The sequence below is a fragment of the Rhizobium sp. PK7-22 genome (assembly GCF_056530405.1).
Window position 1 is genome coordinate 2,273,474 of sequence record NZ_CP096514.1, and the last position, 12,343, is coordinate 2,285,816.

The 12,343-nt window shown below is 61.6% G+C and carries 12 protein-coding genes and 2 tRNA genes; 7 read left to right on the plus strand and 7 right to left on the minus strand.

Annotation, left to right across the window (positions count from 1 at the left end; genetic code table 11):
* Window position 1: 1 nt before the first annotated feature.
* The 4 genes from M1E10_RS15860 to M1E10_RS15875 all read right to left on the minus strand — a co-directional run bounded on the left by M1E10_RS15860 (window position 2) and on the right by M1E10_RS15875 (window position 2,477).
* Window positions 2-1,039 (minus strand): cysteine synthase A, encoded by a 1,038-nt coding sequence (locus M1E10_RS15860; RefSeq protein WP_499173796.1) that lies wholly within the window; start codon window positions 1,037-1,039, stop codon window positions 2-4.
* 187 nt (window positions 1,040-1,226) lie between these two features.
* Window positions 1,227-1,544 (minus strand): hypothetical protein, encoded by a 318-nt coding sequence (locus M1E10_RS15865; RefSeq protein ID WP_499173797.1) that lies wholly within the window; start codon window positions 1,542-1,544, stop codon window positions 1,227-1,229.
* A 275-nt stretch (window positions 1,545-1,819) separates the two neighbouring features.
* Window positions 1,820-2,197, minus strand: a complete 378-nt coding sequence (locus M1E10_RS15870) for a PH domain-containing protein (RefSeq protein WP_499173798.1) — start codon at window positions 2,195-2,197, stop codon at window positions 1,820-1,822.
* Window positions 2,198-2,402: 205 nt separating this feature from the next.
* Window positions 2,403-2,477 (minus strand) — tRNA-Asn (locus tag M1E10_RS15875).
* Between the two features lie 174 nt (window positions 2,478-2,651).
* On the opposite strand from M1E10_RS15875, the gene M1E10_RS15880 reads away from it, so the two are divergent.
* The gene (locus M1E10_RS15880) at window positions 2,652-2,912 is read left to right on the plus strand and encodes a hypothetical protein (protein ID WP_499177197.1); all 261 of its coding nucleotides are present in this window, start codon (window positions 2,652-2,654) and stop codon (window positions 2,910-2,912) included.
* Here the strand turns inward: M1E10_RS15880 and M1E10_RS15885 are convergent.
* Window positions 2,909-3,550 (minus strand): exopolysaccharide biosynthesis protein, encoded by a 642-nt coding sequence (locus M1E10_RS15885; RefSeq protein WP_499173799.1) that lies wholly within the window; start codon window positions 3,548-3,550, stop codon window positions 2,909-2,911. The genes M1E10_RS15880 and M1E10_RS15885 overlap by 4 nt on opposite strands.
* A gap of 357 nt (window positions 3,551-3,907) precedes the next feature.
* Here M1E10_RS15885 and M1E10_RS15890 point away from each other — a divergent pair, with 357 nt between their 5' ends.
* Window positions 3,908-4,183, plus strand: a complete 276-nt coding sequence (locus tag M1E10_RS15890; RefSeq protein ID WP_499173800.1) for a hypothetical protein — start codon at window positions 3,908-3,910, stop codon at window positions 4,181-4,183.
* 154 nt (window positions 4,184-4,337) lie between these two features.
* Window positions 4,338-4,571 (plus strand): DUF6894 family protein, encoded by a 234-nt coding sequence (locus M1E10_RS15895; protein ID WP_499173801.1) that lies wholly within the window; start codon window positions 4,338-4,340, stop codon window positions 4,569-4,571.
* A gap of 22 nt (window positions 4,572-4,593) precedes the next feature.
* On the opposite strand, the gene M1E10_RS15900 is transcribed toward M1E10_RS15895, so the two are convergent.
* On the minus strand, window positions 4,594-4,992 hold the full coding sequence (locus tag M1E10_RS15900) for a hypothetical protein (protein WP_499173802.1): 399 nt from the start codon (window positions 4,990-4,992) through the stop codon (window positions 4,594-4,596).
* Window positions 4,993-5,489: 497 nt separating this feature from the next.
* Window positions 5,490-5,563, minus strand: a tRNA-Cys gene (locus tag M1E10_RS15905).
* Window positions 5,564-5,796: 233 nt separating this feature from the next.
* On the opposite strand from M1E10_RS15905, the gene M1E10_RS15910 reads away from it, so the two are divergent.
* From M1E10_RS15910 to M1E10_RS15925, 4 genes are all read left to right on the plus strand, one after another.
* Window positions 5,797-6,447, plus strand: a complete 651-nt coding sequence (locus M1E10_RS15910; protein WP_499177198.1) for a protein-L-isoaspartate O-methyltransferase family protein — start codon at window positions 5,797-5,799, stop codon at window positions 6,445-6,447.
* 180 nt (window positions 6,448-6,627) lie between these two features.
* Window positions 6,628-7,410, plus strand: coding sequence for a PopZ family protein (locus M1E10_RS15915; protein ID WP_499173803.1), 783 nt, complete (start codon window positions 6,628-6,630; stop codon window positions 7,408-7,410).
* Between the two features lie 114 nt (window positions 7,411-7,524).
* Complete coding sequence (locus M1E10_RS15920) at window positions 7,525-10,440, plus strand: valine--tRNA ligase (RefSeq protein ID WP_499173804.1); 2,916 nt, start codon at window positions 7,525-7,527, stop codon at window positions 10,438-10,440.
* Between the two features lie 349 nt (window positions 10,441-10,789).
* On the plus strand, window positions 10,790-12,073 hold the full coding sequence (locus M1E10_RS15925; protein WP_499173805.1) for an OmpP1/FadL family transporter: 1,284 nt from the start codon (window positions 10,790-10,792) through the stop codon (window positions 12,071-12,073).
* Window positions 12,074-12,343: the final 270 nt, after the last annotated feature.

A 12,343-nucleotide genomic window follows, 5' to 3' on the forward strand; every position in this document is an offset into this window, starting at 1 on the left:
CTCAGACTGTCTCGAAGGGAGCGGCGATGTCGGTCTTCGTCGTCAGCCATTCCGGTACCGGCAGCTCCTTGGAGCGCAGGAAGTCCGGGTTGAAGAGTTTCGACTGGTAGCGGTTGCCGTAGTCGCACAGGATGGTGACGATGGTATGCCCCGGTCCGAGATCGCGTGCAAGGCGGACCGCCCCGCCGATGTTGATGCCGGACGAGCCGCCGAGGCAGAGGCCCTCGTGCTCGACAAGATCGAAGATCAGCGGCAGCGCCTCGGCGTCGGAGATGCGATAGGCGTAATCGGGTGTGAAGCCCTCCAGGTTCGCCGTGATCCGCCCCTGGCCGATGCCCTCGGTGATCGATGAGCCTTCCGACTTCAATTCGCCATGGGCGTAATATTCGTAGAGAGCTGCACCCTCGGGATCGGCAAGACCAATCTTCACGCCCGGCTTCTTGGCCCTCAATCCCTTGGCGACGCCCGCAAGCGTGCCGCCGGAGCCGACAGCGCAGATGAAGCCATCCACCTTGCCATCTGTCTGCTCCAGGATCTCCACCGCGGTCGTATCCACATGCGCCTCGCGGTTGGCGACATTGTCGAACTGGTTTGCCCAGATGGCCCCGGCCGGATTGGTTCTCGCCAGCTCGTCCGCAAGCCGCCCCGACACCTTTACATAGTTGTTGGGGTTCTTGTAGGGGACCGCCGGGACCTCGACCAATTCGGCGCCGAGCAGCCGCAAGGCGTCCTTTTTCTCCTGGCTCTGGGTTTCCGGGATGACGATCACGGTGCGGTAGCCGAGAGCCTTTGCCACGAGCGTGAGACCGATACCGGTATTGCCCGCCGTTCCCTCGACAATGATACCGCCAGGCTGAAGCAGTCCTTTTCGTTCAGCATCGCGGATGATGTAGAGCGCTGCGCGATCCTTGACCGACTGGCCGGGATTGAGGAACTCGGCCTTGCCGAAGATCTCGCAGCCTGTCTCTTCTGACGCCTTCTTCAGGCGGATGAGTGGCGTGTTGCCGATGGTGCCGAGAACGGAGGTATCGAGTGTCATGGGAATGGCCTTCTGTTGGCTCAGATGTAGATTCCGTCTTCTCTGCAAACAAGCGCTCTGCGGCAAGAAATAGCGTTTTAGCATGCGGCGGCGGCGCGGAAATTATATCCGGTGGATGCGTCTGCGTGGACGGCACGAAAAAGGCCGGTCGCGGGACCGGCCTTTCCAGTTCAATTCGGCGCCGTGATTATTCGGCGCAGGCAACCTGAGGCGCCGTGGAGCTGTCCGTGGTGCCGACCTTCTCCGAGCTTGCGTCGGTGCAATCGTTGTCGTCGCTGTCGCGGGCACTCGTGCTGGTTGAAGAACCGGCGCCGGCGGCAGCCGTGCCAGCACCAGTCGCGGAACCGCCGGTGCCACCGGTCGAAGCGCCCGCATCAGTGCCGCTCGACGCACCGCCGGTGCTGCCACCGGTGCTGCCCGAGTCGTTCGAACCGCTCGCCTGGGCGAATGCGCCCGAAGCCAGAACAAGGGTGAAGGCGGTGGTTGTGAGAAGTTTGGTAAACATTATATTCCTCCGAGGGAGCCGGGCATTCGGCCTGATGTTGACTACCGCGATCTAACTTCCTGCAGCGAAAGTTGTTCCCTCTAATGTAGATTGTTCTCATTAAACTGCGGTTGGCCTCCCTCGGCGAAAGCCGTTGTCCACGGGAGGCGGTCGGGCCCTCATGATCTCGAATTCGCCCGCCTCATTCGCCGACCACACCCGGCAACCGCCTCGCCACGGGACACCGAGAGGGGCCACCAGCGGTGGGATTGAAAGGTCGGCTGGTTTTGGTTTGTCTACCGCAGCACGCCGGTGGCCAACGCCCTCTGGATGCCGCGCACATCAGTCCCCTTCTTCAGGGTCTTTGTAATCGGCGCGCTCGTTCCCGACACCCAGATCTTCAGCTCCGAGTCCAGGTCGAAGGTGCCGGCCGTTTCCACGGCAAACCGAGTGATGGCTCGATAGGGTATGGAGGTATAGTCGACCTTGCTGCCCGTCATCCCCTGGATGTCGACAAGGATGACGCGATGCTCCGTGAAGACGAAGAAGTCCCGGATAATCTTGAAAGCCAGTTGAGGCGTCTCGCCCTCAATCAGGACGCCGGCGAGGCGCTTGTTGAGGTCGGCGGGATCCACGGTGGATCCATGCCCGAGTAGTCCGTCGAATATGCCCATTTTTGTCCCTCCGGTTCAACTGCACGATGTGGGTTGCTTACGGGCGTTTCCAAGGGCTCCAGAGGCGCGCGCCCAGTCACGAGTGGGCAGTGTCCACGGGGCGATGCCTATTGGGCGTGACCATGACAGCGAGGAGGGGGGAGTGGGGAAGAAAGCGTCTGCTTCGCATTTTGCTGAACAGAAAACAGACGCTTACTGAAGAATATGGCTCCCCGGGCCGGATTCGAACCGGCGACCTGTCGATTAACAGTCGAATGCTCTACCGCTGAGCTACCAGGGAACAACCGCTCGGTCGCGGCGTCGAGCGGGGTAATACAAATGCTTTGGCCGTTTGCCAAGCGGTTTTTCTAAAAAAATTGGCCTCGCTTGTTTTGCGCGAGATATCGCCCCATCTGGAGCCGGCATGGCGTGAGTTGCGAGGCAGACGAATTTGACGACGACGGAACGGAAAACGATGCGCTTCGGGATGGATCCGAAAAGCGGCAAGCTCGTGCTTGGCTCCTGGGAGATCGCCATGCCCCGCTCGCGCATCGGGCGGATCGCGATCGGCACCGGCCTCATCACCGGCGGCACCCTCGGTTTCCTCCCGATTCTCGGGTTCTGGATGCTGCCGCTGGGTGTCATCGTCCTGTCGCATGACCTGCACTTCGTCAGGCGCAGGCGACGGCGTATGGCCATCTGGTGGCAACGCCGCCGTCAAAGGCGAAACGGCTAGGCGAACATCGCCGCCAGGCCCTGGCCGGCGCCGTAGGCCATCAGGCCAAGCACGACGAAGTAGATCACCGTAATGACCAGAAATGCATAGCCGGCGGCGACGATCAGCCCGTCGCGCTGGATCATTCCCGTCGTCAGCAACAGGATGGCTATTCCCGGCAGCGTGTTGGAGAGCGGAATGAGACCGAGCGGAAACATCAGAAGCACGCCGCCGAAGGCGATTGCCAGCCCGTTGACACGGTTCATCAGCGCCCCGGCAACGAATCCCGACATCCGAGGCTTGAGATAGGCATCGAGCCGCGACACGAGAGCGGCTCCCTTCTCCAGCGCCGGGACCAGTTTCGTGGTGTCGAGCTTCCGGTCCAGGATCTGGCGGGGCATCCAGGGCAGCCGGTTGAAGGCGACCGACAGGCTGATCAGGATGATGGCAAAGCCGAACACGGTGCTGACGCCTGGAATGGAAACAGGGATCAGAAAGGGCAGGGAGGCCAGTGCGCACATCAGAAGCAGGCCGTGCTCCCCCACTTCGGCCATCAGGTCGCGAAGGGTCACGGAGGATCCCGATATCTTTGAGATCACCGTTCTCAGCGTTTCGCTCAGCGAGGCTGAGCTGTCTTTGAAATCCGAACCGTCCTGCACGTCCACACTCCTGTCGTCTCTGGAGCGCGGATGAATAGCAGCATTGGTTGCTTCGGCAAAGCAGCCGGATGACCGGGTTGTGCCGACCTCCTACTTCGGCAGGAGCCACCGGTCATAGCAGCCGCACACGATCGCGATCGCCAGAATGGCGAGCACGAAGGGATTGAGCGCTGTCACGAATTCCAGGACATGCATCGCGGCTTCCTCCTCCGCAAACGGGTGAACGGCGGTCCTCCCCGCCGATCAACCCGAATTTTAACAGCTTTGCGGTGTACCGCAAGTTTCACCGATGAGAACTCGCTCTTGCCGCCGGGCAGCAGAATCACCGAATCTGTGCTCGGGGTGAAGAGGACGGACATGAACCTGAGAGTGATCGAGGGCGGTTTGGCAGCCCTCCACGCAGTGACTATCAAGTTGCCGACGCCGCGACGCATCGATGTCGAGAGTGAGGCGGAACGGCGCCTGCTCAGCCTGGGCTACGAACGGTGGCGGAGCCGGCAGATGGCGACCGGTGTCCCGATGCCGCGGGAAATCCATTACCGGGCCCTCCAGATCCAGTTCGTGGCCAAGACGCTGGGGGAATTGGCGGCGATCCCGCCCGACTTCCAATCGGACATCTACTGGCCCGCCTGAAGGGCTGGTCTTTATTGGCGCGCTTGCTTCCAGACGCCGTGCAGCGGCCTCTTCTCCTGCAGCAAAACGAGCCTTCGAACAAAAACAGTCGCTTGCGTTCAAATATCTGGCGAATGCAGGAACCTCCCGCAGGGATCGTGGTTTTTGTCACACCATGGCAAGATATTATTTCCATATCCGGGAAGGAGGCACTTTCGAGCCAGATATCGAAGGTGCGGAATTCTCCTGTCACGAAGACGCCCATCGGGAAGCCATGTCGTCCGCCCGGGAGATGGTTGCCGAGGCAGTGTTGCGGGACGAGGTGATCGACGGCCGGGCTTTCGAGATCACCGAGGAAGACGGCACGGTCATTGCCACCGTCCCGTTCGTCTCGGTCATACGCTTCTAGGGCACCGGAGTAGGAGACGCTGTCAGCAGCCTTCACCTGCATCCCGCGTGAGGTTCAGGATCATCCTGAAGTCTCCCGCCATGGGGGAGGGTGGCTTATCGATATCCAGAAGTCCCTGCGGGCCCTCGTTGGTGACGACGCGCGCGCCTTCCCGCCTCGCTTTTTCATTGAGCTTGTAGAACGCGCCGCCGAAATAGGCGAAGCGCGGCCCCGAGAGTTCCGTGCAGAACAAGAGGATCGGGCCGATATCGGGGTATTCCGTTTCGAGCCTGGATCCCGTCGCCGGGCTCGGCAGCGACGATCCGATGTCGGTCAGCCGGACCACCCTGCCGGAAGCGTACTCGTACTCGAAGCTCTCGACTTCCACGGACTGTGCATGCACGCCGGGCACGGCGGCCAGAAAACAGAGAGCCGTGATCATGCTCGCGACCCATCGTCTTCTGCGGTCATCAAGTTGCATCATCTGCATGAGACGCAGTGCGTTTTTGTCTCCGCCTTCTGCTAGCACGTCGGTTCTGCCCGCCTTCTTTCCTACGGGACCGGCTGATCTGCTCATTCTAATCCTTCTGCGCCATGTATCTTTACAACCGCGACAATCCGCGTGGGATGTTGCGGTTGCACCGGGTGCTTTGGCTGTTCGGTCGCGACGCGTCAGCGGTTGTCCGGAACGGCAATCCACGCTTTGGCCAACGCTGCGGCCAGCAGTGCGGGTACCACCCAGTATGCCTTACCTCTAACGAACCCGTTAGCCCTATCAACAATCCGTAAGATGCTATGGGAAACGATGAGAGCGGTCCGGCGAGCAACGCGGTTTGCTCATGCGTTTATTACCCCGCAAAGCTACGACGATGGGCCGATACAGCAGGCGGCTGGCCTTGGCGGCAACGGTGCTGCCTGAAAAAGGGGGGAAGGGAAAATTGGAGGCCTCGCCCGGAATTGAACCGGGGTACGAGGATTTGCAGTCCTCTGCGTCACCACTCCGCCACGAGGCCGTCCGGGGGGTATAAAAGCGTGTGGTGGCGCGGCATTTAGAACGAATCGAAAGGCGGCGCAAGAGGGGATGGGAGCGTCCTGTCGATTTCCGCGAGGTTGTTTCCGGGTGGCCGCCGAAGTCATGCGAGGGCGCGTTCAAGGTTTTTGAACGGGAAACCTGCGTGCGACTTGAAAGCGGTGCGGCAGCCCAGTAAAGACGGCACAGACAGGTCGAACCGGGACAGCCAAGATGATGGATTTCCAAGCCGCACGCACCAAGATGGTCGACAACCAGATCCGCACGACCGACGTCACCTCCTATTCGGTGCTCGATGCATTTTTGGCCGTCCCGCGCGAAGAATTCGTCCCGGCTAAATTGAAGCCGCTCGCCTACATCGATGACGACATCGAGATCGCGCCTGGCCGCTACCTCATGGAAGCCTCGCCGCTCGCCAAGCTCCTGCAGCTGGCGCAGATCACCAAGGACGACGTCGTCCTCGAGATCGGCACCGGAACCGGCTATGTCTCCGCGCTTCTCTCGCTGATTGCCGGCTCCGTCGTGTCGATCGAATCCGACGAGGCCCTGGCCGGTCAGGCGATCGAGAAGCTGTCGTCGCTCGGCTACGACAACGTCGCTGTGGTGCCGGGGGAGATGGAGCGGGGCTGTCCTGCCGAGGCGCCCTTCGACCTGATCTTCGTGAACGGCGCGATCGAAGAGGTGCCGGAAGCCCTGATCGAACAGCTGCGTGACGGCGGACGCCTCGTGTCCGTCATCGGCTATGGCAGTGCTGCCCAGGCAAGGCGGCTGGTCAAGGAACGCGGTAGCGTCTCCGAGAGCGTCCACTTCAATGCCGGCGTCAAGCCGCTTCCCGGTTTCCGCCGCGCCAGAAGCTTCGTGTTCTAGAAACGGCGTCTGCCGCGCAAGTTGCGGTGTGACTGCCGGGACTCACCCGCGAACAAATCTGTGGGTCCGGCAAGGTCTTGTGAATCCTGCGATTGTTTCCCTCTACGGCCGTGCCCTAAACTGTAGGCGATTCGAGTTGCGATATGCGAACCGACCGATCAGTCAGTTGCGGGGATGAAAATGGCTCAGCCAAATGTAGTGCGTGAACCGTCGATGGAGGAGATACTGGCGTCCATCCGCCGGATCATCGAAAGCAATGAGCCTCAGGCCGAGGACAGCCTGCCGCGTTCGCTTCCCCCCGTCTATGCCGAAGAGGATTTCGACGAGGATGACCTCGGCATGACCTCGGAGGTGGCTGCCAACGATCCGGGTCAGCCGGCGCGAGCAGAACCCGCACGCAGGCCTTTCGCAGAACCTGAGCCGGAGCGGTCGCTGTCGCTGGCCGATGTCGCAGCCCGCGTGCGGGCCGGCGCCGACCGCGCATACGAGAACCGTCCCGGTCAGCACAGGGCTCCGGCTCCGGCCGTCGCCGCCTTCCCCGAACGTCCCGCCGCCCGCGAACCAGAACAGATTATGTCCTACCAGCAGCCCGAGCGGCTGATCGCCGAGCCGAGACAGCAGCAGGCGCTGGAAGAAGAGCAGGCTCCGGTTTTTGCCGCTCCTGCCGAGCCCGTCCGGGCGCCCGAAGCAGCCATGGTCGAGCGGCCCGAGCCGCAGAGCCTGCCGGCGCGGATTGAATCCGCCGCCAGCCTGATGTCAGAAGAGGCCGGTGCGCAGGTGTCGCGCTCCTTCGGAGAGCTTGCCGCGGCCTTCGACGGCATTCAGAACCGCTCGCTGGAGGATCTGGCGCAGGAAATGCTGCGGCCGATGCTGCAGGATTGGCTCGACGACAATCTGCCGACCCTCGTGGAGCGCCTCGTGCGCGAGGAAATCGAGCGCGTCGCCCGCGGCCCGCGGCGCTGACATCGCTCCATTTTCGAACAGGGGCCGCTCCGGTGACGGGGCGGCTTTTTTATTGACTCGTATTTCCCAGTCCTATTTACACCCCACAACAAGAACTCCAGATCTGGTCGGAAAATGCTCGAAAAAACCTATGATTCCGCCGCCGTTGAGCCGAAAATCGCCGCTGCATGGGACGAGGCCGACGCATTTCGGGCCGGTGCCAATGCCAAGCCCGGTGCGGAGCCTTTCACCATCGTGATCCCGCCGCCGAACGTCACCGGCTCGCTGCACATGGGCCACGCGCTCAACAACACGCTGCAGGACATCATGGTCCGCTTCGAGCGCATGCGCGGCAAGGATGTGCTGTGGCAGCCGGGCATGGACCATGCCGGCATCGCGACGCAGATGGTGGTCGAGAGGCAGCTGGCGGAGCGACAGCTGCCCGGTCGCCGCGAGATGGGCCGTGAGGCCTTCATCGACAAGATCTGGGAATGGAAGGAAGAGTCGGGCGGGCTGATCTTCAACCAGCTGAAGCGCCTCGGCGCATCCTGCGACTGGTCGCGCGAACGCTTCACCATGGATGAGGGACTGTCGGAAGCGGTTCTCGAAGTCTTCGTAACGCTTTACAAGCAAGGTCTCATCTATCGCGGCAAGCGGCTCGTCAACTGGGATCCGCAGTTCGAGACGGCGATCTCCGACATCGAGGTGGAGAACCGCGAAGCCGACGGCCACATGTGGCACTTCAAGTACCCGCTGGCTGGCGGCGAGACCTACACCTACGTCGAGAAGGATGCCGACGGTAACATCATCCTTCAGGAGGAGCGCAACTACATCGCCATCGCCACCACCCGGCCGGAGACGATGCTGGGTGACGGCGCGGTTGCCGTCCATCCCTCCGACGAGCGCTACGCGCCGATCGTCGGCAAGTTCTGCGAGATCCCGGTCGGGCCGAAGGCGCATCGCCGTCTGATCCCGATCATCACCGACGAGTACCCGGATCCGCTGTTCGGGTCCGGTGCCGTGAAGATCACCGGCGCCCACGATTTCAACGACTATCAGGTCGCCAAGCGCAACGACATTCCGCTCTACCGCCTGATGGATGGCACAGCTTCGCTGCGCCAGGACGGCGAGCCCTATGCGGTCTGTGCCGCGCAGGCGCTGGAGATCGCAAGATCCGGGACCGTGCCTTCGGAATCCGAGGTCGACGACATCAACCTTGTGCCGGATGAATATCGCGGCCTCGACCGCTACACCGCCCGCAAGCTGATCGTCGAGGCGATCAATGCCGAAGGTCTGGCCGTTACCGCCAAGGACGACGAGGGCAACGACATTCCCTATGTCGAGAGCAAGAAGCTCATGCAGCCCTTCGGCGATCGCTCCAATGTCGTCATCGAGCCGATGCTGACGGACCAGTGGTTCGTCGATGCCGAGACGCTCGCCCAGCCGGCCATCGCCTCGGTGCGCGAAGGTCGCACGAACTTCGTGCCGAAGAACTGGGACAAGACCTACTTCGAATGGATGGACAACATCCAGCCCTGGTGCATTTCGCGCCAGCTCTGGTGGGGACACCAGATCCCCGCATGGTACGGGCCGGACGGCCAGGTCTTCGTAGAGAAGACCGAGGAGGAGGCGCTGCACGCCGCCATCCAGCACTACATCGCCCACGAAGGCCCGATGAAGGCCTATGTCGAGGATCTGCTGGAGAATTTCCGCCCGGGCGAGATCCTGACCCGCGACGAGGACGTGCTCGACACCTGGTTCTCCTCGGCCCTCTGGCCCTTCTCGACGCTGGGCTGGCCGGAGCAGACGAAGGAGCTGGAGAAATACTATCCGACCAGCGTGCTCGTCACCGGCTTCGACATCATCTTCTTCTGGGTCGCGCGGATGATGATGATGGGCATGCACTTCATGAAGGACGAGGCCGGAAACCCGGTCGAACCTTTCCATACGGTCTACGTGCATGCGCTGGTTCGCGACAAGAACGGCCAGAAGATGTCGAAGTCCAAGGGCAACGTCATCGACCCGCTGGAGCTGATCGACGAATACGGCGCCGATGCGCTGCGCTTTACGCTGGCCATCATGGCGGCGCAGGGCAGGGACGTGAAGCTCGACCCGGCGCGCATCGCCGGCTACCGCAACTTCGGGACCAAGCTGTGGAACGCCACGCGTTTTGCCGAGATGAACGGCGTCAAGCGCGATCCGCACTTCATCCCGGAGACCGCGACGCTCACCATCAATCGCTGGATCCTGACGGAACTTGCCGGCACCATCCGCGATGTCACCGACGCCATCGAGGGACAGCGGTTCAATGACGCAGCCGGATCCCTCTACCGCTTCGTCTGGAACCAGGTCTGCGACTGGTACCTCGAGCTTCTGAAGCCGATCTTTGCCGACGAGGACGAACAGGCGAAGGCCGAGGCCCAGGCCTGTGCGGCCTATGTTCTCGAAGAGATCTACAAGCTGCTGCATCCCTTCATGCCGTTCATGACGGAGGAGCTCTGGGCACACACCGAAAGCCGCGACACGCTGCTTTGCCACACCGATTGGCCGGCTCCAGAGTTTATTGACGAGGCGGCCGCAGCGGAGATCAACTGGCTGGTGGATCTCGTCTCCGGCCTGCGGTCGGCCCGGGCGGAGATGAACATCCCGCCGTCGGCGGTGGCGCCGCTGATCGTCGTCGGCGCGAGCGAGATCACGCAAGCCCGCCTCAGGCGCCACGATGCTGCCATCCGCCGGATGGCCCGCGTCGAGAGCATCGAGATGGCCGCAGCCGCTCCGAAGGGGGCAGCCCAGGTTGTCGTAGGTGAAGCGATTGCCTGCCTGCCGCTCGGCAACCTGATTGATCTCTCGGCCGAAAAGGCGCGCATCGAGAAGGCGATCGGAAAGGTCGAGGCGGAGCGGGAACGCATCGCCAAGAAGCTGGCAAACGAAAAATTCGTCCAGAATGCCGATCCGGAGGTGGTTGCCGCCGAACGAGAGCGCCATGCGGAGCTTGAGGTGCAGTTGAACAGCCTGAGGACCGCAGTGCAGAGAATCGCCGAAGCAGGCTAGGCTTCCCTCACCAATTGGCGGCCCCGGAGCGCAAATCGCCGCTGCGGGGCCGTTTCTTTTAGGATTTGCTCTCGAGGAGTGGGCAATCTGCCGTTTACGTCAATCGCCGGACGCAATGTTGCCACAATGGCACAGGGTGGTGGCGATGTAGAATTTAATTTCAATGAACTCGTTGTATCGGCCGAACAGCAAAATAATTTTTCGATAAATTTCTGAAAATCAATTGTTCCAAGCGAGGTTACGTAAATTTGATTTGGCCCGCAGGACGGTGCGCCGAATTTCGGAAAGTTGTCATTTACCTTACAGCATCTACACTCGCCTCCATCACATACCGGGAGGTGGGAGAACAATGAAAAAGACGCTTATTTCCAATGGGATTCTGGTGCTTGCGACGAGCTGCGCCCTGACATCGACGGCTCTGGCGGGAGGCCTTGAGCGCGGCGGTTACAACATCGACCTGCTGTTCGACGAGGGACGCTTTGCAGCCGAGTCTGCGGTGACATTCGTGGCGCCGCAGCGTGAGCTGAACAATGTACGGGACGTCGACACGACTTCCGGCGCTTTTCCATTCAACGGCACTGGTGCAGGTGCCACCGGGGGCGGCAATCTCAACAGCCTGCCGAATTCCGCGGATGGCAGCGAGAGCTACTGGGTCCCACGGATCGGCGCGAAAGCCGCGATTGGCGACGCCGCCGACTGCATGTTCGATTACTCGGAGCCGTGGGGCGCCCACAAGAATCCTGGCCGGAACTGGGCTGGTGCCAACGAGGATATCGAAACCAAGGTTGAAAGCCGGAACTATGCGGTGACCTGCTCCTACCGTTTTGATGCAGGTCCTGGGCAGTTGCGCCTGATTGGCGGCACATTCTACCAGGAAGTCTACGGCTTTCAGGAGCGTCTCGTTCAAGACTATACAGGAGTGCCTGCTGCATTTGGCGGACTCCGTACGGGCGTCGGCCGCTTGGACCTGGAAGGTGACGGCTGGGGCTGGCGCGCCGGCGTTGCCTATGAGATCCCGGAATATGCTTTCCGCGCAAGCCTCGTCTACAACAGCGAAGTGAAGCTGGACGACATCACCGGCACGCTTGATCTGTCACAGGTCAACGGGACGCCGGCGTTTGACGTACACGGCGCTCAGAACATGCCGGACGTGATCGAGTTGAAGGTTCAGTCCGGTATCGCTCCGGATTGGCTGGCCTTCGGCTCCGTAAAGTGGGTCGACTGGAGCCAGTTCCAGAAGATTCCGTTCTGCTCCGCAGCGGTCACGGGTACCTGCACGACATCGAACGGGATCACCTCGCTCGACCTCGGCTACCGCGACGGCTGGACAGTCTCCGGCGGCGTCGGCCACAAGTTCAACGAACAGTGGAGCGGTGCCGTCAGCGTCACCTGGGACCGTGGAACCTCGCAGGACTTCGGAACCCAGACGGACACCTGGACGCTTGGCGTCGGCGCTGCCTACGCTCCGACGAAAAATGTCGAGTTCCGCGTCGCCGGTGCTCTTGCTCTTCTGACCGGGGGCAGCTCCAACACGGTCGTGATCGACGGCCAGACCTATGGCCAGCGGGCGAACTACACGTTCGATGATGACCTCGCTGCCGGTGTATCGACCTCCTTGAAGGTTCGCTTCTAGTCGCTCGGACATTCGAAGAGACAAAAGCCCGGCCGATGTGCCGGGCTTTTTTGTGCGGGCAATCCGCCTGCTTCTCCTGAAGTTGGGATTCTTGTGACGATTTGGCAACACATCCCTGGCAGAGTCGGCAGCGCATCTCGCAGGGGCAGATCTGTCCATTTCCCGCCACAAACGGGGAGCAGCGATAGGGGCGAAAGAGGCGGGCCACGGGGGTGGCGCGCCTGTGTTGGAGTATCATGGGCGGGATTTCACAGCAAAAGCCAAGCGTTG